This window comes from Brachybacterium rhamnosum (genome assembly GCF_039526185.1).
Taxonomy (GTDB): Bacteria; Actinomycetota; Actinomycetes; order Actinomycetales; family Dermabacteraceae; genus Brachybacterium; species Brachybacterium rhamnosum.
The window spans coordinates 1,047,846-1,069,142 of record NZ_BAAAIS010000002.1 but is presented as its reverse complement, the minus strand read 5'-3'; the positions used below and the strand labels follow the sequence as shown (position 1 = coordinate 1,069,142).

The 21,297-nt window shown below is 73.4% G+C and carries 18 protein-coding genes; 6 read left to right on the top strand and 12 right to left on the bottom strand.

The genetic code is table 11. The features are described 5' to 3' along the window. Positions 1-2: 2 nt before the first annotated feature. From ABD080_RS06680 to ABD080_RS06655, 6 genes are all read right to left on the bottom strand, one after another. On the bottom strand, positions 3-1,112 hold the full coding sequence (locus tag ABD080_RS06680; protein ID WP_343904136.1) for an aspartate-semialdehyde dehydrogenase: 1,110 nt from the start codon (positions 1,110-1,112) through the stop codon (positions 3-5). Beyond that, entirely contained in the window at positions 1,109-2,476 is a 1,368-nt protein-coding gene (locus ABD080_RS06675; RefSeq protein ID WP_343904135.1) for an aspartate kinase, read from the bottom strand. The genes ABD080_RS06680 and ABD080_RS06675 overlap by 4 nt, the downstream gene beginning before the upstream one ends. 204 nt (positions 2,477-2,680) lie before the next feature. Continuing rightward, positions 2,681-3,361, bottom strand: a complete 681-nt coding sequence (locus ABD080_RS06670) for a metal-dependent transcriptional regulator (RefSeq protein ID WP_343904134.1) — start codon at positions 3,359-3,361, stop codon at positions 2,681-2,683. A gap of 45 nt (positions 3,362-3,406) precedes the next feature. Continuing rightward, on the bottom strand, positions 3,407-4,744 hold the full coding sequence (locus tag ABD080_RS06665; protein ID WP_343904133.1) for an Nramp family divalent metal transporter: 1,338 nt from the start codon (positions 4,742-4,744) through the stop codon (positions 3,407-3,409). Positions 4,745-4,882: 138 nt separating this feature from the next. Beyond that, a complete protein-coding gene (locus ABD080_RS06660; RefSeq protein WP_343904132.1) occupies positions 4,883-5,545 on the bottom strand; it encodes a DedA family protein in 663 nt (220 codons plus the stop codon). Positions 5,546-5,739: 194 nt separating this feature from the next. Continuing rightward, a complete protein-coding gene (locus ABD080_RS06655; RefSeq protein ID WP_343904131.1) occupies positions 5,740-7,995 on the bottom strand; it encodes an NAD(+) synthase in 2,256 nt (751 codons plus the stop codon). A gap of 186 nt (positions 7,996-8,181) precedes the next feature. Here ABD080_RS06655 and ABD080_RS06650 point away from each other — a divergent pair, with 186 nt between their 5' ends. From ABD080_RS06650 to ABD080_RS06640, 3 genes are all read left to right on the top strand, one after another. Continuing rightward, complete coding sequence (locus ABD080_RS06650) at positions 8,182-9,045, top strand: carbohydrate ABC transporter permease (RefSeq protein ID WP_343904130.1); 864 nt, start codon at positions 8,182-8,184, stop codon at positions 9,043-9,045. Between the two features lie 11 nt (positions 9,046-9,056). Continuing rightward, positions 9,057-9,896: a carbohydrate ABC transporter permease gene (locus ABD080_RS06645; RefSeq protein ID WP_168198018.1), complete on the top strand. Its 840-nt coding sequence runs from the start codon at positions 9,057-9,059 to the stop codon at positions 9,894-9,896. Positions 9,897-10,013: 117 nt separating this feature from the next. Then, positions 10,014-11,351, top strand: coding sequence for an extracellular solute-binding protein (locus ABD080_RS06640; RefSeq protein WP_343904129.1), 1,338 nt, complete (start codon positions 10,014-10,016; stop codon positions 11,349-11,351). 63 nt (positions 11,352-11,414) lie between these two features. Here ABD080_RS06640 and solA read toward each other — a convergent pair whose 3' ends face one another. From solA to ABD080_RS06625, 3 genes are read right to left on the bottom strand one after another with little or no spacing between them, the layout of a single operon-like run. Further along, positions 11,415-12,590, bottom strand: coding sequence for an N-methyl-L-tryptophan oxidase (gene solA, locus ABD080_RS06635; RefSeq protein ID WP_343904128.1), 1,176 nt, complete (start codon positions 12,588-12,590; stop codon positions 11,415-11,417). After that, complete coding sequence (locus ABD080_RS06630; protein WP_343904127.1) at positions 12,587-13,765, bottom strand: ornithine cyclodeaminase family protein; 1,179 nt, start codon at positions 13,763-13,765, stop codon at positions 12,587-12,589. The genes solA and ABD080_RS06630 overlap by 4 nt, the downstream gene beginning before the upstream one ends. Then, the gene (locus ABD080_RS06625; protein WP_343904126.1) at positions 13,758-15,275 is read right to left on the bottom strand and encodes an APC family permease; all 1,518 of its coding nucleotides are present in this window, start codon (positions 15,273-15,275) and stop codon (positions 13,758-13,760) included. Before ABD080_RS06625 ends, ABD080_RS06630 begins: the two co-directional genes overlap by 8 nt. A 223-nt stretch (positions 15,276-15,498) precedes the next feature. On the opposite strand from ABD080_RS06625, the gene ABD080_RS06620 reads away from it, so the two are divergent. From ABD080_RS06620 to ABD080_RS06610, 3 genes are all read left to right on the top strand, one after another. Next, on the top strand, positions 15,499-16,110 hold the full coding sequence (locus ABD080_RS06620) for a TetR/AcrR family transcriptional regulator (RefSeq protein WP_343904125.1): 612 nt from the start codon (positions 15,499-15,501) through the stop codon (positions 16,108-16,110). A 116-nt stretch (positions 16,111-16,226) separates the two neighbouring features. Then, positions 16,227-17,303 (top strand): ABC transporter ATP-binding protein, encoded by a 1,077-nt coding sequence (locus tag ABD080_RS06615; RefSeq protein ID WP_343904124.1) that lies wholly within the window; start codon positions 16,227-16,229, stop codon positions 17,301-17,303. Beyond that, positions 17,303-18,409, top strand: coding sequence for an ABC transporter permease (locus tag ABD080_RS06610; protein WP_343904123.1), 1,107 nt, complete (start codon positions 17,303-17,305; stop codon positions 18,407-18,409). Before ABD080_RS06615 ends, ABD080_RS06610 begins: the two co-directional genes overlap by 1 nt. A 69-nt stretch (positions 18,410-18,478) precedes the next feature. Here ABD080_RS06610 and ABD080_RS06605 read toward each other — a convergent pair whose 3' ends face one another. From ABD080_RS06605 to ABD080_RS06595, 3 genes are all read right to left on the bottom strand, one after another. Further along, positions 18,479-20,158: a hypothetical protein gene (locus tag ABD080_RS06605; RefSeq protein ID WP_343904122.1), complete on the bottom strand. Its 1,680-nt coding sequence runs from the start codon at positions 20,156-20,158 to the stop codon at positions 18,479-18,481. A gap of 33 nt (positions 20,159-20,191) precedes the next feature. Next, the gene (gene recR / locus ABD080_RS06600) at positions 20,192-20,785 is read right to left on the bottom strand and encodes a recombination mediator RecR (protein WP_259361918.1); all 594 of its coding nucleotides are present in this window, start codon (positions 20,783-20,785) and stop codon (positions 20,192-20,194) included. 75 nt (positions 20,786-20,860) lie between these two features. After that, entirely contained in the window at positions 20,861-21,250 is a 390-nt protein-coding gene (locus ABD080_RS06595; protein ID WP_343904121.1) for a barstar family protein, read from the bottom strand. Between the last annotated feature and the right edge of the window lie 47 nt (positions 21,251-21,297).

Here is a 21,297-nt window from a genome sequence, read left to right as displayed (position 1 = left end):
CTTCACGCCTCCGCGCCTGCCACGAGCAGCTCCGCGATCTGCACGGCGTTCAGCGCCGCGCCCTTGCGCAGGTTGTCCGCGACGGCGAAGAGCACGAGGCCCTTGCCGTCGGGCACGGACTGGTCCTGGCGGATCCGGCCGACGAAGGTGCCGTCCTTGCCGGCCGCGTCGAGCGGGGTGGGGACGTCCACGACGTTCACGCCGTCCGCCTGCTCGAGCAGCTCACGGGCGCGCTCCGGCGTGATCGGCCGATCGAACTCGGCGTGGATCGCGAGGGAGTGCCCGGACATGACGGGCACGCGCACGCAGGTGCCGGCGACGGCGAGGTCCGGCAGGCCCAGGATCTTGCGGGACTCGTGGCGCAGCTTCTGCTCCTCGTCGGTCTCGCCGGAGCCGTCGTCCACGAAGTTCCCGGCGTGGGCGAGCACGTTGAAGGCGATCGGCGCGGCGTAGACGCCCGGCTCGCCGAGGTCCACGGCGCCGCCGTCGAGGGCGAGCTCCTCCATCGAGTCGGCGCCCGCGCGCACCTGCTCCGCGAGCTCCTTCACGCCGGCGACGCCGGAGCCGGAGACGGCCTGGTAGGTGGCGACCTTGAGGCGGGTCAGGCCCGCCTCGGCGTGCAGCGCGCGCAGCGTGGGCATCGCGGCCATCGTGGTGCAGTTCGGGTTCGCGATGATGCCCTTGGGACGCTCGGCGGCGGCCTCCGGGTTCACCTCGGAGACCACGAGCGGCACCTCCGGGTCGCGGCGCCAGGCCGAGGAGTTGTCGACGACCACGGCGCCGGCCGCCGCGAAGCGCGGGGCGAGGGCCTTCGAGGTGGAGCCGCCGGCGGAGAACACGGCGACGTCGATCCCGCGGCCCTCGGAGGTGAGGTCCGCGGTCTCTGCGTCCTCGACGACGATCTCGAGGCCCGCGTAGCGCACGGTGCTGCCGGCGGAGCGGGCGCTCGCGAAGGCGCGCACCGCGGAATGGGCGACGGCGCGCTCGGCGAGCAGCGCGAGCATCACGCGGCCCACCTGGCCGGTCGCGCCGACGACGGCGATCACGGGGCCGCCCTCGACGTAGCCGGGGGTGCCGCTGAAGTCGACGGTGCTGGTGGTGCCGGTGCTCATCGTCCCGTTCCTCCGTAGACGACGGCCTCGGTCTGCTCGGCGTCCAGGCCGAAGGCCGTGTGGATCGCGCGGACGGCGGCCTCGAGGTCGCTCTGTGCGGTGACGACGGAGATGCGGATCTCCGAGGTCGAGATCATGTCGATGTTGATGCCCGCCTCGCCGAGCGAGCGGAACAGCAGCGCGGAGACGCCCGGGTGGGACTTCATGCCCGCGCCGATCAGGGACACCTTGCCGATCTGGTCGTTGTAGCGCACCTCCTTGTAGCCGATCGCCTCGTGCGCCTTCTCGATCGCGGCGAGGGCGGCGGGGGCGTCGGACTCCGGGAGGGTCAGCGAGATCGCGACCGTGTCATCGGTCGTCGAGGTGTTCTGCACGATCATGTCGATGTTCGCGCCGGAGTCGGCGACGACGTCGAACAGGAGCGCGGCGCGGCCGGGGACGTCCGGCACCTCGACGACGGTGATCTTGCCCTCGCTGCGGTCATGGGCGACGCCGGAGATGATCGGGGCCTCGAGGCCGGGGTCAGCGTGCTCGTCCACGGGGAGCTCCTTCGTGGGATCGGCCGCGTCGCGACGGGCGACGTCGGCGGCGGGGATGGTGACGGTCGGGTCGACGGGGACCACGCGGGTGGGATCATCGGTGACGATCGTGCCCAGGCGGCCCGAGTAGGAGCTGCGCACGTGCAGCGGTACCCCGTAGCGGCGCGCGTACTCGACGCTGCGCACCATGAGGATCTTCGCGCCGTTCGCGGCCATGTCCAGCATCTCCTCGCAGGTGATGAGCGGGACGCGGCGGGCGGAGGGGACGATCCGGGGGTCTGCGGTGAACACGCCGTCCACGTCGGAGTAGATCTCGCAGACGTCCGCCTCGAGGGCGGCGGCGAGGGCGACGGCGGTCGTGTCCGAGCCGCCGCGGCCCAGGGTGGTGATGTCCTTGGTGCTCGCGGAGACGCCCTGGAAGCCGGCGACGATCGCGACGGCGCCCTCCTCGAGCGCGCTGCGCACGCGGCCCGGCGTCACCTTGAGGATGTGGGCGCGGCCGTGCTCGCCGTCCGTGATGAGGCCGGCCTGGGAGCCGGTGTAGGCGCGCGCCTCGACGCCGACGGCGTTCAGCGCCATCGACAGCACGGCCATGGAGATCCGCTCGCCGGCGGTGAGCAGCATGTCGAGCTCGCGGGGCGGCGGGGCGTCGGTGATCTGCTCGGCGAGGTCGATGAGCTCGTCCGTCGTGTCGCCCATCGCGGAGACGACGACGACCACCTGGTGCCCGGCCTTCGCGTACAGGGAGATGCGCTCGGCGACGCGCTTGATCGACGCGGCATCGGCCACGGACGATCCCCCGTACTTCTGGACGACCAGGCTCATCTGACGGACTCCTCGGGTTCGGGCGGCGCCCCGGGGGCGCGCCGCTCGGTCGGTGCGGCGGATAGCGTCGCACGGCGCGCGACGCCCCCTCGACCGTCCGTTCGGGACTGGACAGGGGCCGGTCCACATTGTATGGACGATGCGCCCGGCGCGCCGTGACGTCCGTCGCGACGCCGATCCCGGACGGGGGTGGTGACGGACGGCTCAGCCGACCACGGGGACGACGAGGGTCGCCCCCGCGAGCTCGGCGCCCACCTCGAGCGGCGCACCGCCCGGCGCCCGCACCGCGCGCGTGCCGTCCGGGCCGCCGCCGAGCCCGATCTCGAGCTCAGCACCGGGGACGACGCCCAGCTCCCGCGCCCGCTGGAGCACGGCCGGATCCGCGTCGCTCACCCGCAGCACCCGGTACGCGCCCGCGGCCTGCACGGCGGCGAGGGTCAGGGCGTCCTCGGGATGGGAGGAGCGGTGCCCGGCATCCGGGATCGGGTCGCCGTGGGGATCCGCCGTCGGATGGCCCAGCGCCTCGTCGATGCGGGTCACGAAATTGTCGCTCACGGCGTGCTCGAGGCGCTCGGCTTCGTCGTGCACCTCGTGCCAGCCGTAGCCGAGCTTCTCGACGAGATAGGTCTCCAGCAGGCGGTGCCGGCGCACCATGGCGACCGCGCAGCGCAGCCCCACCTCGGTGAGGGCGACCGGCTTGTAGGGGACGCGCTCGACGAGGCCCTGCGCGTCGAGGCGCTTGAGTGTCTCGGTGACGTTGGCGGCGCTCGTGCCGAAGTGCTCGGCGAGGTCGCCGGTGGTCATCGGGTCCGCGCCCCACTCGGTGCGGGTCCAGATCACCTTGAGGTAGTCCTGGGCCACGGGGCTCAGCTGGTCCGGATGCACCCCGGCATCGTAGCCGGGGCGCCGGCGAGCGGGGACGGCACGGGCTCAGGCCCCGCCCGCGCCGAGCACCACGAGCGCGACGTTCAGGGCGACGATCAGCGCGACGACCACCCAGGCGATGATCGCGAGCGGCAGCGGGTTCGCCCGCTCGCCCAGCAGGGAGCGGCGCGAGGTGAGCACCACCAGCGGGATCAGCGCGAAGGGCAGGCAGAGGCTCAGCACGACCTGGCTCATGACGAGCGCGCCGGTGGGCTCGGCGCCCGCGGCGAGGACGAGCAGCGCGGGGATCAGGGTGAGGGCGCGGCCCAGCATGAGCGGCACGCGCACCTTCAGCAGGCCGCGGATGATCTCCGCCCCGGCGTACGCGCCCACCGAGGAGGAGGCGAGGCCGGAGGCGAGCAGGCCGATGCCGAACAGCACGCCGATCACGGGGCCCTGCGCGGCGGCTATCGCGGCATGGGCGCCCTCGATCGTGTCCGTCCCGGGGATGCCGGGGAGCGCCTCCGCGGCGAGGACGAGCATCGCGATGTTCACGAGCCCCGCGACGCACAGCGAGAGGACCACGTCGAGCCGGGCGCCGCGCAGCAGCAGCCCCACCCGCTGCGGGGACCCGCCGCCGCCGTGGCGGTCGCGCATGAGCCCGGAGTGCAGGTAGATCGCGTGGGGCATGACGGTCGCGCCGAGCATGGAGGCGGCGAGGAGCACGGTCCCGGCGCCGTCGAAGCGGGGCACGAGGCCGGAGGCGACGGCGGCGGGCTCGGGCGGGTCGACGACGAGGCCCGCGAGGAAGCCGACGGTGATCACGGCGAGCAGGCCGATGACGACCGCCTCGAAGGGGCGCTGCCCGCGCCGGGACTGCACGGCGAGCAGGGACAGGGAGACGAGGCCGACGATGACGCCGCCCAGCAGCAGCGGCAGGTCGAAGAGGATGTGCAGGGCGATCGCACCGCCCACGACCTCGGCGACGTCGGTCGCGATGGCCATGGCGGCGGCCTGCGCGAAGTAGAGCAGGCGGGCGCGGCGGCCCAGGGAGGCGCCGAGCAGCTGCGGGAGGGTGCGGCCGGTGACGGCGCCGAGCTTCGCGGAGAGGTACTGCACGAGCATCGCCATGAGGTTCGCCGCGACGAGCACCCACAGCAGGAGGTAGCCGTGGCGGGCGCCCGCGGTGATGTTGGCGGCGATGTTGCCGGGGTCCACGTAGGCGATCGCGGCGACGAAGGCGGGGCCCAGCAGGCGCAGGACATGACCCCGTCGCGGCGCGGCGGCCGCACCGTCGGCGACGTCGGCGGGACCGACGGCGGCGGTCGCGGGGGCAGGCTCGACCGGGCGGGCGGCCCTCTCGACGGGGGCGGCGGGCGCGGGGGTGCGGGTCTCGTCGGCCATGCGGTTTAACGTACCTTAAAACTCTCCCGGGCGGGAGTCGCGACACGGCGCAGAACGCCCGCCCGGCGCAGGGCCGGACGGGCGTGGTGGTCGAGCGGACGTGCGGGGCTCAGCCCCGCCGGTGCGCGTGATGCGCGCTCAGAGCGCGGCGTCCTCGCGCTCCGCCTCGAGCTCCTCGGGCATGCGGGAGGCGCGCATCTTGCGGCGCAGCGCCTCGAGCGCCATCGGCAGCACGGAGACCGCGACGAGCAGCAGCACGGCCGCCTCGAGGTGGTCGCGGATCAGCGCCACGCCGCCCAGGCCGTAGCCGAGCATCGTGATCAGCACGACCCACAGCACGGCGCCCACCGCGGACCACGTGTAGAACACGCGGCGCGGCATCTGGCCCACGCCCGCGACGACCGTGATGAAGGTGCGCACGATCGGCACGAAGCGGCCCAGCACGAGGGCGCGGCGGCCGTAGCGCTCGAAGAACTCGATGGTCTGGTCGAAGTACTTGCGCTTGAGGAAGCGGCCGTCGCGCTCGTAGAGCGAATGGCCCACCTCGCGGCCGATCTCGTAGCCCACCACGTTGCCGGCGAAGGCGGCGACGATCAGGGTGATCAGCGAGATGCCCAGCGGCGTCGTGAGCTCCCCGCCGTGGGAGAACATGCCGATCGCGAAGAGCAGCGAGTCGCCCGGAAGGATCGGGAAGAACAGCCCGCACTCGATGAAGACGATGAGGTGCGCGACCCACCAGAAGGCGGTGCCGAACTGCGCGAGCAGCTGGGCGGGGTCCATCAGCAGGTGGATCAGATCCATGGGGGCGGGGCCTTCGTTCGACGGGACGGGCGACGGGCGCGGGCGCCTGCCGGGCACGTCGGGTCGCGCCCTTCTCATCATCGCCCGGCGATCCCGATTCTGCGAGGACGCGTGGTGCAGACATCATGCGAGGCCTGTGGAGGTGCTGTGTGCGCGGGGCCGACGGGCCGCCGTCGGCCCCGCGCACGTCCGGATCAGGCGCCCGGGACGTCCCGCTCGATCTCCGCGAGCCACGCCTTCGAGGCGGCGTCCGAGGGCATCCGCCAGTCCCCGCGCGGGGAGAGCGAGCCGCCCGCGAGCACCTTCGGCGCGTTGGGCAGGGCGGAGCGCTTGAACTGGTTGGAGAAGAAGCGCCTCGTGAACACCGTGAGCCAGTGCTTGATCTCCTCGCGTGTGTAGGCGCGATGGTCCTCCGCCTTGTAGCCCGCGGGCCACTCCCCTGCCTCCTGGTCGCCCCAGGCCTGATGGGCGAGGTAGGCGATCTTGCCGGGGCCGTAGCCGCGGCGCAGCACGTGGTAGAGCGTGAAGTCGTGCAGCGCGTAGGGGCCGATGGAGTCCTCCGTGGACTGCGCCTTCTCCCCCGCCTTGGTGGGGATGAGCTCCGGGGAGATCTCGGTGTCGAGCACCGCCTGGAGCACGTCGGCCGTCGAGGAGTCGAACAGCCCTTCCGCGATCACCCAGCGGATGAGGTGCTGGATGAGGGTCTTCGGGACGCCGGCGTTCACGCCGTAGTGGGACATGTGGTCGCCCACCCCGTAGGTGCACCAGCCGAGCGCGAGCTCGGAGAGGTCACCGGTGCCCACGACGATGCCGCCGTGATGATTGGCGAGGCGGAACAGGTAGTCGTAGCGCATGCCGGCCTGGACGTTCTCGAAGGTCACGTCGTAGACCTCCTCGCCCGCGCCGAAGGGGTGGCCCATGTCCTTCAGCATCTGCGTGGAGGCGGGGCGGATGTCGATCGTCTCGAAGGTCGCGCCGATCGCCGTGGAGAGCAGCTCCGCGTTCGAGCGGGTGTGCTCCGTCGTCGCGAAGCCCGGCATCGTGTAGGCGAGGATCTCGGAGCGGTCCCGGCCCAGGCGGTCCATGGCCTGCGCGCACACGATCAGCGCATGCGTGGAGTCGAGGCCGCCGGAGACGCCGATGACGGGCCGTGCGCCGCCGGGCTCGTCCCCGCCGATCGCGCGGAGCCGGCGCACGAGCCCCGCGACCTGGATGTTGTACGCCTCGTAGCAGTCCTGGGCGAGGCGGGCCGGGTCGTCGGGCACGAAGGGGAAGCGGTCCTGGTGTCGGCGCAGCGGGCCGGTCGCGGGCCGCGGGCCCGCCTCCCAGGCCCCCTCGGGGAAGACGCCCCCGGTGAGCGGGGCGTACGCGAACCAGCCCTGTCCCTCGCCGCCCTCGACCTCGGCATCGTCGTCGGCGTCGGCCTCCTCGAGGTCACCCTCGAACGGGCCGAAGAGACGCACCTCGGGCCAGGTCGTGAACGTCGAGAGCGCCTCGGCATGCGTGCGGCGGTTGTCGTCGAAGGTGTTCTGGCGCCGACGCTCCGCGACGATCCGGTCGAGGTCGACGTCCACGATCGTGTGCCGCACGCCCTGCGGGAAGCGCTCGGACTCCCCCAGCAGGTCACCGCACTCGTAGACGAAGGTCTGGCCGTCCCAGGCGAGGTCGGTCGTCGACTCCCCCTCGCCCGCGGCGGCGTAGACGTACGCCGCCTGGCAGCGGGCGGAGGCGGAGCGGGCGAGGAGCTTGCGGTCCTCGGCGCGGCCGATCGTGATCGGCGAGCCCGAGAGGTTCACGAGCAGGGTCGCGCCGGCGAGCGCGGCCTGGGCCGAGGGCGGCACCGGCACCCACATGTCCTCGCAGATCTCGACGTACAGGCGCAGCCCCGGGACGTCCTCGACGGTGATGATGCCGTGCGGGGTGAGCGCGTGCTCGGTGCCGCCCAGGCGGACGGTCTCCCCCTCGGCGTCGTCCCCCGGCGCGAACCAGCGGCGCTCGTAGAACTCGCGGTAGGTGGGGAGGTTCTGCTTCGGGGAGATGCCGAGGACCTCGCCGCGGTGGATCGTCACGGCGCAGTTGAAGATCCGCGAGCGGTCCCGGGCGCGCAGCGGCACCCCGACCACGATGATCGGGAACAGCTCGCGGCTCGCCTCGAGCAGCGTGAGCACGGCCTGCTCCGCGGCGTCCAGCAGCGGCTCCTGCAGCACGAGGTCGTCGAGCGAGTAGCCGGTGAGCGAGAGCTCGGGGAACACGGCGACGCCCACCTGCTGCTCGTGCAGGTCGCGCAGCACCTCGAGGTGGCGCTCGGCGTTGGTCGCCGGATCCGCGAGGGCGACCGGGAGGGTCACCGCGGCCACGCGCACGAAGCCGTGGTCGTAGATGCTCGCGTGGGGATCGCGGGCCCCGTCGGGCTCGGCGTCGGGGACCTCGGTGGCGGGCGCAGCACTCATGCGCCCGAGCGTAGTGGAGGCGGGCCCGGCCAGGGGCGGGACGCCCGAGCACAGCCCGGCGGGCGCACGGCGCACGGCCCTGCCGGCATGCCGGGCCGCGTCGTCCGCAGAGGGAGGGCCGTCACCGCCCGACGGCACCCTGCTATACGTTGAGCCGGTGGTGACGGACCGACCGGGGAGGATGCGATGAGCTCGAGGCGATCCCTGCTGGGCTGGATGCTCGTGGCGCCCGCGACGATCGGCGTGGCCTGTTTCCTGATCCTGCCCGTGCTGCTCGCGCTCGGCGTCTCCTTCTTCGACTGGGACCTGCTGGGCACCCGCGACTTCGTGGGGCTCGAGAACTACCGCTCCCTGCTGGCCGACGGCGCGCTCCTGAACTCCCTGCTGGTCACGGCCGTGTTCACGCTTCTCTCGGTGCCGCTGTCCCTCGCGCTGGGGCTGATCCTCGCGACCCAGCTCGTGCGCGCGCTGCCCGGCTCCGCCGTGGTGCGGGTGATCGTCGTGATCCCGTGGGTGTGCGCGCCGCTCGCACTCGGGGTCGTCTGGACCTGGATCTTCCAGCCCTCCACGGGCGCGCTGAACACGCTGCTCGGCATCCGCGTCGAATGGCTCACCGACCCGACGCTCGCGCTGCCCGCGGTCGCCTTCGTCGCGATCTGGCAGAACGTCGGCTACATCAGCCTGTTCTTCCAGGCGGGCCTGGGCCGGATCCCCGACTCGATCTACGAGGCCGCGCGGCTCGACGGCGCCGGTCCGTTCCAGACGCTCCGGCACATGACGATCCCGCTGCTGCGCCCCACCACCTTCTTCCTCGCGATCACCCAGGTCGTCGCGAGCTTCCAGGTGTTCGACATGGTCTACGCGCTCACCGGCGGCGGCCCCCGGCACCGCACCGAGGTCATCGCCTCCCTCGTCTACCACGAGGCGTTCCAGAACTCCCACCTGGGCCGCGCGAGCGCCGTCGCCGTCATCCTGTTCCTCCTCCTCGTGGTGATCACGGTGGTCCAGCAGCGCTGGTTCTCCTCCCGCATCACCTACGACATGAGCTGAGCGGAGGCCCCGTGAAGAAGAACCTCGCCCGCCGCGCGCTCGGCCACGGCGCCACCTATCTGGTGCTGCTCGCCGCGGCCCTGCTCACGCTCGCCCCGTTCACGGTCTCCGTGCTCACCTCGCTCACCTCGCCGCGCCAGCTCGCCCAGCAGGGTCCCCTGCACCTGCCCGCCCCGCCCACGCTCGAGAGCTTCTCGACGCTGCTCTCCTCGGTGGACGGCTTCGTCACCCCGGTGGCGGTGACCGTGCAGATGGTCGCCGTGATCCTCGTGGGGCAGATCGTGTTCTCGGTGCTCGCCGCCTACGCCTTCGCGCACCTCCGCTTCCCCGGCCGCGACCTGCTGTTCTGGGTGTTCGTGGCGACGCTCATGGTGCCGCAGGTGGTCGTCGTGGTGCCGCTGTACCTGATGCTCAGCGAGGCGGGGCTGCGCAACACCTTCTGGGCGCTCGTGCTGCCCTTCGTGCTCGGCTCGCCCTACGCGATCTTCCTGCTGCGCGAGAACTTCCGGCAGATGCCGAGCGAGCTCATGGACGCCATGCGCATCGACGGCGCCGGCACCCTGCGCCTGCTGTGGAACCTCGTGGTGCCGCTGAACCGGCCGATCATCGTCACGCTCGTGCTGATCACGGTCGTCACCCACTGGAACAGCTTCATGTGGCCGATGGTCATCACCTCCGGCCCCGAGTGGCGCACGATCACCGTCGCGACCTCGGCGCTGCAGTCGCAGTACTCGAGCAACTGGACGCTCGTCATGGCCGGGACGACCCTCGCGATGCTCCCGCTCATGCTGCTGATGATCGTCTTCCAGAAGCAGATCACCCGCTCCGTGGGCGGCACCGGGCTGCGCTGAACCCTCCCGGGCGCCTCGCCCGTTCACACCCGCCCCGGCCGGGGGCGAGGCGACCATAATGGACAGGAGCCTCCCCGCGGTCCCCGTGGCCGCCTCCGTCGGACGAAGGAATCCCCCGTGAAGCGTCGCAGCCTCCTCACCTCCCTCGCCGTGACCGGCACCGTCGGTGCCCTCGCGGCCTGCTCGCCGTCCTCCTCCGGCGGTGATTCCGGATCCGGGTCCGACGGCGGCGGCGACGGGAAGACCCTCACCTTCCGCCTCTGGGACGAGACCGCGGTGGACGCCTACACCGCGTCCTTCGCCGCCTTCGAGAAGGAGTCCGGCTGGACGGTCTCGATCGATCTCGTGCCGTGGGCCGACTACTGGACCCGCCTGCCGCTGGACGTCGCGAGCGGCGACGCGGCGGACGTCTACTGGATGAACTCCGCCAACTACGTGCTCTACAAGGACTCCGGCGACCTGCTCGACATCACCGACGTCGTCACCGAGGGCCGTGACAGGTGGGAGAAGGCGGTGGTGGACCTCTACACGCGCGACGGCGGCCTGTGGGGCGTGCCGCAGCTGTGGGACTCGATCGCCCTGTTCAGCAACTCCGACCTGCTCGAGAAGGCCGGCGTCGATCCCACGACGCTGAGCTTCGACCCGGCCGCGGACTCCGACCCGCTGCGCGAGGCCGGCCGCGCCCTCACCCTCGACAAGGCCGGCAAGCACCCCGGCGACGACGGCTTCGACGCGGACTCCCGCACCCAGTTCGGCGTGAACTCGCAGGCGGACCGGCAGGCGATCATCGGCCCGATGCTCGCCGCGAACGGCGCCCAGTGGCAGAAGGACGACGAGTACGTCTTCGCCTCGGAGCAGGGCATCGCCGCCTTCGACTACATGCAGGGCCTGGTCAACGACGCGCAGATCGCCCCCAGCGCCGCGGACACCAACGCGAACGGCGACGTCTCCCGGGACCTGTTCACGCAGGGCAAGCTCGCCCTGTTCCAGTCCGGCCCGTACAGCCTGAAGACGGTCTTCGAGGGCGTCGGCGACTCCTTCTCCTGGATCCTCTCCGCCCCGGTCGCCGGCCCCGAGGGCCCGAAGTCGCTCGTGCACGGCGTGGTCGCCGTCGGCAACGCGAAGGCCGACGACGCGAAGCAGGAGGGCATCGCGAAGCTGCTCACCTGGCTGGGCTCCGCGGAGGGCCAGAAGCCGATCGGCGCGCAGGGCGTCGCCTTCCCCGCCCACCAGGACGCGCAGGGCGAGTTCGTGGACTACTGGGACGGCCAGGGCGTGGACGTCAGCCCCTTCGTCGAGGCGGCGAAGGAGGCCGCCGAGGCGGACACCGGCGCCAAGGCCAACGCGGGCCTCGAGGCCGCGATGCCGATCTTCCAGGAGATCTTCATCGGCCGCACCACCGCGGCCGAGGGCGTGCCGCAGGCCCAGGAGGAGGGCAACGCGGCGATGGCCTGATCCCTCCCTGCGGTGCGGCGGCCCCTCTGGACCGACGCACCGCGGAGGGGTGCGGGCCGCGGATCAGACCGGCGCGAGCAGGCTCCGATGGTGGGCGAGGGTGAACTCCTCATGCTGCCAGCGGCTGCCGCCCGTCACGGCGAGCTCCGCGGCGGCCTGCCCCCAGACCGGGGCGAACTTGAACCCGTTGCCGGACATGCCCGCCGCGACCGTGATCCGGCCGTCGCCGAGGGTGTCGATGAGCGGCCGTCCGTCCGGGCTCTGGGAGTCCGTGTGGACGGACCAGCGCACGGGCTCCGGGTCCAGCGCGGGGATGACGCGCCGCGCCTGCTCGCCCAGCCACCGCAGCTGCTCGCGGCTGAGCTCCGTGGGACGCTCCTCGGGGCGCGCGACGTCCGGCAGCAGCAGGTGCGGGCTCGCCTTGATGCTGTAGCCGTCGAGCGAGGGGGCCCCGAAGACGTGCAGCTCCTCGAGGTCCCGCATGAAGCCGGGGAAGCGGTGCGGCAGGAAGGGGCCGATGTCCTCAGGGACGAACCAGGCGAGGGTCAGCACCCGCACGGTGAGCAGGTCCGCGAGGTCCGGGACGAGCCGCGCCGTCCACGGGCCGGCGGTGACGATCACGCGCTCCGCGTGCACCTCGCCGGCGCTCGTGGAGAGACGGACCCCGTCGGCCCGCTCCTCGATCCCGAGGACGGCCGTGCCGTGGAGGATCTCGGCGCCGCTCGCGACCGCCTGCCGGGACGCGGCGTGGACGGCGCTCTCGGGGCGCAGGGCCCCCGCGAGCTCGTCGAGCACGCCCTCGTCGCGGTCCTCGACGTGGAACTGCGGGTACTGGCGCCGCAGGTCCTCCGCGCCGAGGTGACGATGCGGGAGGTCGTGCTCGGCGATCGCGGCGAGGGTCGCGTCGAGATCCGCGTGGCCGCCGGGCGCGATGTGCAGCACCCCGGAGGGCAGCAGCAGGTCACGGCCCGCGAGACGCCCCAGCTCGAGCCACTGCGAGCGCGCCTCCCGGGCGGCGGGGACGAACAGCCGCCCCTCCTTCGCGGCGACCCGGAAGAGGCGGGACTCACCGCTGAACGCGCCGTGCGTGTGGACGGTGCCGAACTGCTCGAGGCCGAGGACGCGCAGCGGGCGGCCGTCGGCCCCGCGCATGCGGCTCAGGTGCCACAGGGCCATCGACCCCATGGTCCCGGCGCCGACGACGGCGACGTCGACCTCGCGGATCACGGCGGCGCTCATGCGAGCTCCGGCTGGTCCCAGAGGTTCAGCACGGTGCCGATCCCCTGCTCCACGGCCCGCCGGTAGACGACGGTCCCCCACGCGACGTCCTCGACGGGCATGCCGCCCACGGAGAGCACGACGATCTGCTCGGGGTCCAGGCGGCCCGGGTCCTCGCCGTCGACGATCGCGCCGAGGTCGTGGATCTCCTCACGGGCGAGCGCCCCGTCGTGCACGAGGTCCGTGAACTTGCAGCCCACGATCGGCACCGTCGCGTGGGTGGGGTACGGGTACTCCTCCGCCCACGCCTCGTACAGGCCGGTGCTGTCGACGACCTTGAGCACGTCGGGGCCGACCATGCCCTCGTCGAGCTCGCAGGCGGCGGGCATGGTGAGCAGCGCCCCGGGGCGCACCCACTCCCGGCGCACGGTCGGGTAGGTGGACGGGTCGCCCACCTCGCCGGAGGTGCAGAAGGTGACGATGTCGGAACCCCGCACGGCGTCCTCGATCGTGTCGACGACCTCGATGGTGCGGATCTGCGGGTGCTCGGCGCGCACCCAGGCGGTGAAGGCGGCGAGCCGATCCGCGCCGCGTCCCTTCACCTTGACCGTGTCGATCGTGGGGCGGGCGACGAGGAAGGCCTCGAGGGAGGTGCGGGCCATGACGCCGGGGCCGACGATGCCGACCACGCGTGCCGCCGCGGGGGCGAGGTGGCGGGCGCCGACCCCGGGGATCGCGCCGGTGCGGTAGGCGGAGAGCAGGTTCGCGGACATGTGCGCGAGCGGGGCCCCGGTGTCGGTGTCGTTGAGGGTGAACATGAGGATCGAGCGGGGCAGACCGCGCCGGCGGTTGTCCATGTTCGAGCCGTACCACTTCACGCCCGAGGTGCCGAAGCTGCCGCCGAGGTAGGCGGGCATCGCCATGAAGCGGCGGTCGGGGCCGTCGGCAGGCATCCCCGCGTGGTCGGGGGCCGCGGGGAAGGTGACCATGGCGCCGTGGGAGTCGCTGTTCGCGCCCGCCATCCGGTAGTCGCCGCGGTGCAGGAGGGCGAGCACCTCCTCCATGGTGTCCACGCAGGCGGCCATGTCGGTGACCCCGGCGGCGATCATGTCCGGCTCGGACAGGTAGCGGAAGTCGATCCGCGGCAGCGCGGCGGCCTGCTGAGGGGCGGGGGTGCGGTCCAGGAGCTCAGACATCGGTCTCTCCGATCAGGGTGGGGGTGGTGAGGACGGCGGCGGGGGCCGCCGCGTCGAGGGCGGCGGGACGGCGGAGCACGAGGCTCTGCACGGTCCCGACGAGCACGGCGGCGAGGCACAGGCCCACGAGCACGGTGCTGAGGACGCCGAAGGCGGGGGCGCCGTCGGGACCGACGTCGCCGACGAGCATCGGGAAGTTCGCGGCGAGGACCACGCCGAGGGCGGCGAGGCCGATCGCCCCGAGCGCCGGCGCGATCGCGGAGCGCCAGCGACCGAGCTCCGCGGCCTGCTCCCGGTGCCGGGCGAAGTAGGCGAGCGCGGCGATGCTCGTGCCGAGCATGAGCAGGACGACCGCGAGGGTGCCGACACCGGAGAACCAGGTGAACGCCTCGAGCACGGGGTCCAGGCCGCAGGCGGCGAAGAGCAGGGTGAGGACCGCGGCGGTGAGGCTCTGGACCACCGAGGCGCGGTGCGGGGACGCGTGCCGGGGGTGGACGTCCTCGAGCGGGGCGGGGAGCAGCCCTGCGCCGGACATGGAGTGGAGGTAGCGGGCGAGCACGTTGTGGAAGGACAGCACGCAGGCGAGCATGCTGGTCATGATCAGGACGTCCACGACGACGGGGCCGGCGGCGCCGAGGGTAAGCCCCGCGGTGGCCTGCAGCAGCATGCTCGGGTCGGAGAGCGCGACCCGCACCACCTCCTGCGGGCCCCAGGCGACGACGATGCCCCAGATCCCGACGGCGTAGAAGCCCGTCACGCCGAGCAGGGCGCCGTAGGTGGCGCGCGGGATCGTGCGGTCAGGGTCGCGGGCCTCGTCGCGGTAGATCGCGGTGGCCTCGAAGCCGATGTAGGCGGCGATCGCGAAGAGCAGGCCCACGCCGGGCGAGCCGGAGAGCGCGGTCGCGGGGGTGAAGGAGTCCAGGGCGAGACCGTCGGCCCCGCCGCCGAGCACGGCGACGGAGGTGATCGCGACGACCACGAGGATCTCGCACACGAGGAGCACGCCGAGCACCTTGGAGGAGACGTCGATCCGCCGGTAGCCGAGCACGCCGACCGCGCCGACGACCACGAGGGTCCAGACCCACCACGGCACGGCGGGAAGGCCCACGGCGGCACCCGTCCGGGCGAGCAGCGCGCCGAGGTAGGCGAGGACGCCGAGCTGGATCGAGGTGTAGCAGAGCACGGCGAGCCAGGCGGCGCCGGTGCCCAGGTGCCGGCCGAGGCCCTCGCCGATGTACGTGTAGAAGGCGCCGGGCCGCTCGACGACGCGGGTCATCGCCATGAACCCGACGGCGAAGAGGAGCAGGACGGCGGCGACGGGGAGGAAGAGCGCCGGGAAGCCCGCCCCGTTCCCGAGGGCGATGCCGAGCGGGGCGCCGCCGCCGATCACGGTGAGCGGGGAGGCGGCGGCGACGACCATGAAGACGATGGCGACGGGGCCGAGCGAGCCCTGGAGCCGGGGTGCGGCGGCGGGCGCGGCGGGGACGGCGGGTGGGGAGATGACAGCCATGGGTGAACCCCTTCCTGCGGATCCGAGGATCGGTGTCGCCCCGCTCGGGTGCGGCGCGGGACGTGGGGACACTCAAGTTGTACGTTCGTATTATTCCTATGGTCAGGGCGCTCCGTTATGCGTTCGTGACCGCGATGCCGACCATGTGGACACCGCCGGGTCCCCTTCCGCGGTGCGCGCCGCAGCGGGCCCGCCCCCGAGCCGGCCAGTACGATCGGTGACCATGCCTCCCGCGACCCCGCCCTCCCCGGCACGCCGCCCCGGCTACGGCGAGCGCCGCGGCGAGCTCGTCCAGGCCGCGATCCGGGTCGTCGCCGCCCAGGGCATCGCCGGGCTCTCCCACCGCTCCGTCGCGCGGGAGGCGGGCGTGACCCACGGCCTCGTGCGCCACCACTTCGGGACCATGACCTCGCTCATCGCCGAGGCGCTCGACACGATCCTCCCGCAGAGCCTCCGACGGAACCCCGTCTCGCTCCTGCTCGCGGACCCGGGCTATCCCGAGGAGGACCTCGTCTCCTGGATCGACGAGCAGGCCGATCTCCAGGTGTTCGAGTACGAGGTGCTGCTCGCGACGCGCCACACTCCCGAGCTGCGACCGCTCGCCGAGCGCCTCTACCGCGGCTACGAGGACTCCGTGCGCTCCGCCTTCGCCGAGCACGACCTCCCCGCCCCCGCGGACGCCCACGTCACGCTGATCCTCGCCGCGATCGAGGGGCTCGTCCTGCACCGCGTCACCTTCCGCCGCGACGACGGGCCGACGATCACCGCCGCCTTCGTCGCCCTCCGCGAGGCGATCCGCCTGGCCGTCGCCGCGGACGGGGCCCCCTCGACCTGAGGCCTCCACCGGACCGGCCCGCCCGTTCGGGATCTTCACAGGGCGCACACGGGATTTATCCGGAACGTGCGTGCAGAAGCACTGTTCAGGGCGCTCCGTCCGGGGAAGATGGTGCCATGAGCGAGAACAGCAGCCTGGACCCCGCGGCGCCGGGGCAGCCGCAGCCACCGGATCCGTCGACACCCGCCGGACTCCCGCCGCTCGGGGGTGGGACGACGCCGGGGCCCGCCCCGCGGCGGCCCGAGGGCCCCGGGATCGTCGCCGAGGGCGTGAGCCGCGCGTTCGGCAGCGTGCAGGCGGTGCACGGCCTCGACCTCACCGCGCCGCGCGGCGCGGTGACCGCGCTCGTGGGCCCCAACGGCTGCGGCAAGTCCACGCTCATGCTCATGCTCGCCTCGCTGCTCGCCCCGGACTCGGGCCGCGTGCTCGTGGACGGCGTGGACCCGGCGGTCGACTCCCCCGCCGTGCGGGCGGCCGTCGGCTGGATGCCGGACCAGTTCGGTGCCTGGGACTCGCTGCGGGTCGCCGAGGTGCTCGAGACGATGGGCCGCGCGTACTTCCTGCCCCCCGCCCAGCTGCGGGAGCGGGTCGCGCAGCTGCTCGAGCTGCTCGACCTCGTGCCGCTCGCCCAGCAGCCCGCGCACGTCCTCTCGCGCGGACAGAAGCAGCGCCTGGGCCTCGCCCGCGCGCTCGTGCACTCCCCGCGCGTGCTGATCCTCGACGAGCCCGCCTCCGGGCTCGACCCCGCCTCCCGCCGCCGCCTGCTGAGCGTCGTGCGGCAGGTCGCCGCGGAGGGCGCGACCGTGCTGGTCTCCAGCCACATCCTCGGCGAGCTCGAGGAGATGGCCGATCACGTGGTGTTCATGGACGCCGGCCGCGTCGTCGACGCCTCGAGCGTGCGCGAGCTCGCGCAGCGGCCCCGCCCCTGGCGGATCACGTCGCTGGACGAGGCAGCCCTGCGCGCCGCGCTCGGCACGCTCGGCGTGCGCCACGGCGACGTGGTCCCCGCGGCCGCGAGCACGAGCGGTCACGCGGAGGTCCTCGTGCACCTGCCGGACGAGTCCCGCGCCGCGCGCCTGCTCGCGGACCTCGTCGCCCAGGACGCCCGCGTGGCCTCCTTCGCCCCTGCCACCGGCCGCCTCGAGGCCGCCTACCTCGCCTCGGACGCCGCGCGCCGGGAAGGAGCCCTCTGATGAACGCCACCCGCCGCACCGGCACCCTCCGACTGCGCGGCCGCGGGCTGTGGCTCGTCGCCTCCCTCGAGCTCAAGCAGCGCCTGCGCTCCCGCGCCTGGGTGGTCGCCCTCGCCGTGTGGATGATCGTGCTGCTGGGCATCGGCGCCCTGGGCCTCGCCCCGGTGCTGCTCACCGCGCAGTACGACGGCGTCGAGCAGGTCTCCTCGATGATCTTCAGCGCCCAGATCGTCTTCGTCATGTTCGCGATGCTGCTCGTGGTACCCGCGCTCTCCGCGGGGGCGATCAACGGCGACCGCAGCGCGGGGACCCTCGCGACGCTCCAGGCGAGCCTGCTCTCCCCGGCGGAGATCGTGCTCGGCAAGCTCCTCGCCGGCTGGTCCACGGGCCTCGCGTTCCTCGTGCTCGCCCTGCCCTCGCTCGTGCCGATCGCGGTGCTGGGGCACGTGGACCCGCTGTACATGCTGCGCCTGCTCGCGGTGATCGTCGTGCTCACCGCCTGCGTGACCGCGCTGGGCCTGGGGCTCTCCGCGCTCACGCGGCGCACGCTGAGCTCGGTGGTCCTCGCGTATGTGCTCGTGATCGGTGTGACGGTCGTGCTGCCCGTCGCCTGGGGCGTCTCCGGCCTCGTCATCACCGATCAGAAGGAGGTCACGGTCTACTCCACGGCGTATCCGGCGGACGAGGACGTGGAGGCCGACAGCCCGATGACGTGCGAGGCCCGCAGGGAGACCCGGCAGATCTCGCGCCTGGACCTCACGATGCCGCTCATGTGGGGCAACCCGGTCGTGCTGCTCGCGGAGACCGCGCCGACGGTCACCGCGGACCGCTGGAGGACCGGGGAGGACGAGGGCCTCGACCTGCTCAGCACGCTGAAGTTCGGGATGCGCACGGCCGCGCACCCTCTCGCCCCGTCGAACTTCAACGAGTGCTGGATCGAGGACCGGGGCTACCCGGCGCATCTCGACGACGGCTCCGCGGGCGCCCCGCTGTGGCCGATGGGCCTGGGGCTGTGGGCGATCGTGGGCGTCGCCGCGGTGACCCTCGCGATCCGGCGCGTCGCCGTGCCGGTGCGCCACCTGGGACGCGGCGAGCGCATCGCCTGACCGCAGCCGCCGCGTGCGAGCTCGGTCCCGGACCCGATCACCGCGATCGGGGCCGGGGCCGACGGCCGCTCAGGGCCTCGGGAGGCGGGTGACGGTCTCGGGGATCTCGTAGGCGTCCTCGCCGGGCGCGGAGAACGGCGAGCCCTCGCCGCCGAAGTCCGGGAGCAGCCCCTGCTCGACGTCCCCCGGCCGCACCTCCGCGGCCCGGGCGCCGGGCTGGGAGTCGTCCACCCAGAGCCGGTCCCCGGCCTCGGCGTCGAGGTCGCGCAGACCGAAGGGGTCCCCGCCCTCCGCCGCGATCCGTCGGCGCATCTCCGCCCGCACCGCGGGATCCGCGGCACGCTGGGCCCGCGTGCCGCGGGAGGGGGCGACGAGCCGGAACGGCGTGGCGCGCCGCGTGTACCGGCCCGCGGGGCCGTAGAGCACGGTGCGGGCGTCACGGCGCAGGGCCGCGGCGACCGTCAGCCCCGCCATCGGCACCGCGAGCAGGAGCAGCACGACGGCGCCGGACCAGGTCATGGCGCTGTGCAGCCCCGTCACCGCGAGGATCGTCGTCGCGACGGCGATGCCCGCGGCCACGACGCCCGCGCCGAGCCAGCCGCCGACCGCGACGAGCCCGGACTCCCAGGGGTTCACGCGCGCGCGGTGCGACCAGTCCTCGTAGGTGCGCAGGTCGCTCACCGCGCCGCGCCGGCCCTCGACGAGCCGCGCCGCGAGGCCCGGCACAGGGGCGAGCGCGAGCGCCGTGAGCAGCGCGACGGGCAGCATCACGGCGGCCTGCACGGGGCCGAGCGGCGAGGGCACCGCGGTGAGCTCGGTCGCGGCGAGGCCGGAGAAGGTGAGGACCAGATCGGCGACGGAGAAGGTGAGCCAGCCGCCGGCCAGCAGCGCCGGCCAGAACCAGCGCCGGGACGCCCCACCGATCGCGACGAGGGCGCGCAGCATCCCGGCCCGGGTGAGCCCGGCGCCGTCCGCCTCCGAGCCCGGGGTGGGCGGGAGGTGACGACGGTCCGAGGCGAGCAACTGCGCCGCCGCCTCCCGGCGGGCACCGGGGTCCTGGCCGATGAGCGCGGTGCGCCGCAGCTCGCCGACGGGGCTCACGCCCAGCAGCCGCGGGGCGCCCAGCCAGCGCCGCAGCCCCGCACCGGTCGCCTGCACGGCGAGCAGGGCCAGGCAGACGGCCATCAGCGGGCCGGCACCCAGGCCGTTCCACGGGATCGGACCGCCCACGGCGCCGAGCACCGCGGTGAGGGCGATGACGGCGAGCACGGGGGCGAGCAGCGTCGAGCTGATCCGGGAGGCGACGGCGCGCTGGAAGACCTGCTCGGAGAGCTGGGCGGCCGGGTCGAGCGCGGCGACCCGCCAGGCGGCGAGCGGCAGGGTCGCGAGGCTCAGCAGCGGGGCGAGCAGCGGGACCAGCAGCACGGAGAGCCCGAGCGCGCCGCGAGAGAAGCCGAGCGCGGCGACGGTCTGGCTCAGCAGCAGCGGCTCCGCGAGGCCGAACAGCAGCGAGAGGGTCCACATGGTCGGGGCGGAGCCCAGCACGAACAGGCACCACAGCACCAGCCACAGCGCCACGAGCAGCAGGGCGGGCACCCACGCGGCGCGCAGCAGGCGCAGGGTCAGCTCGCGCCGGGAGTCGAGCATGATCTGCGCGGGCGGGACCAGCTCCGGGTCCTCGAGCGGGAGGCGCGGCGGGGCGGGGAGGTCCCTCAGCGGGGGCAGGGTCCGGGCGTAGGGGCTGGTCACGTCGGCTCCTGGTGGCGGGTCCGGCTGCGAGGCTCAGACGCTGCGACGGCCCAGGAAGGCGCGGCCCAGGGTCATCTCGTCGGCGTAGTCGAGGTCGCCGCCCACGGGCAGGCCGGAGGCGAGGCGGGTCACGGAGATCTCGAGGGAGGAGAGCAGACGCGAGAGGTACGCGGAGGTCGCCTCGCCCTCGATGTTCGGGTCCAGGGCGAGGATGACCTCCTGGGTCTCCCCCGTCCCGAGGCGGGTCATGAGCTCGGTGATGCGCAGGTCGTTGGGGCCCACGCCGCCGATCGGGTCGATCGCCCCGCCGAGCACGTGGTACCGGCCCTTGAACTCGCGGATCCGCTCGATGGCGACGATGTCCTTGGACTCCTCGACCACGCAGATGACCTCGTCGGTGCGGCGCGGGTCCGCGCAGATCCGGCAGGTGGTCTCCGCGGAGACGTTCCCGCAGGTCTCGCAGAACTTCACGGTCTCCTTGACGGTCACGAGGACCTCGGCGAGACGGCGCACGTCGGACTCGTCCGCGTCGAGCAGATGGAACGCGATCCGCTGCGCTGACTTGGGGCCGATCCCGGGAAGCTTCCCGAGCTCGTCGATGAGGTCCTGGACGATGCCTTCGTACACCCCTCCACTGTAGTGGCCAGGCAGGACGCGCAGAGGTGAGGGCGGCGTGCGCTCGGGCACGCCGGATGGTCGGACTCAGGCGAGCTCGAGGTGCAGCGCGGGCCTGTCGCCGAAGATCTCGAGCACGGTGTCCATGTAGGTGGGGCCGCCCTCCGCGTCGAGCTGCTCGAGCCGGCGCGCGATGAGCGCGGTGTCGTAGCGCCCCGGCTGCGCGAGCTTCTCGAGCAGCTGGTCACGGGTGGCCTGCACGCCCAGCGCCGCGGCGGAGCGGGCGTGGTCGTGCCAGACGACGCGCGCCTCGTCGTGGCCGTGCAGGGCGCCGAACCCGCCGCGCAGCATGTCCTCGAGCGCGTCGAGGCTCGGCCCCAGCTGCCAGTCCATGCCGGTCATGAACACGCGGTTGATCTCGTCGTAGAAGCTGGGGATGTCGTGGACGCGGGAGCCGTCGATCTCGAGGGTGAGCACGCCGGGCACGCTACCCGCCGGCGGGCGGCGGCTGCGGTCGGCCCCTC

Coding starts and splice junctions, on each gene's coding strand:
- solA (WP_343904128.1), bottom strand. CDS start 12,590: ATGAGCGCCGCCGTGATCCGCGAGGTCGACGTCGCCGTCGTCGGCGCC.
- ABD080_RS06655 (WP_343904131.1), bottom strand. CDS start 7,995: ATGAGTGCTGCGCCCGCCACCGAGGTCCCCGACGCCGAGCCCGACGGG.
- ABD080_RS06625 (WP_343904126.1), bottom strand. CDS start 15,275: ATGGCTGTCATCTCCCCACCCGCCGTCCCCGCCGCGCCCGCCGCCGCA.
- ABD080_RS06620 (WP_343904125.1), top strand. CDS start 15,499: ATGCCTCCCGCGACCCCGCCCTCCCCGGCACGCCGCCCCGGCTACGGC.
- ABD080_RS06680 (WP_343904136.1), bottom strand. CDS start 1,112: ATGAGCACCGGCACCACCAGCACCGTCGACTTCAGCGGCACCCCCGGC.
- ABD080_RS06660 (WP_343904132.1), bottom strand. CDS start 5,545: ATGGATCTGATCCACCTGCTGATGGACCCCGCCCAGCTGCTCGCGCAG.
- ABD080_RS06610 (WP_343904123.1), top strand. CDS start 17,303: ATGAACGCCACCCGCCGCACCGGCACCCTCCGACTGCGCGGCCGCGGG.
- ABD080_RS06630 (WP_343904127.1), bottom strand. CDS start 13,765: ATGTCTGAGCTCCTGGACCGCACCCCCGCCCCTCAGCAGGCCGCCGCG.
- ABD080_RS06675 (WP_343904135.1), bottom strand. CDS start 2,476: ATGAGCCTGGTCGTCCAGAAGTACGGGGGATCGTCCGTGGCCGATGCC.
- ABD080_RS06665 (WP_343904133.1), bottom strand. CDS start 4,744: ATGGCCGACGAGACCCGCACCCCCGCGCCCGCCGCCCCCGTCGAGAGG.
- ABD080_RS06650 (WP_343904130.1), top strand. CDS start 8,182: ATGAGCTCGAGGCGATCCCTGCTGGGCTGGATGCTCGTGGCGCCCGCG.
- ABD080_RS06615 (WP_343904124.1), top strand. CDS start 16,227: ATGAGCGAGAACAGCAGCCTGGACCCCGCGGCGCCGGGGCAGCCGCAG.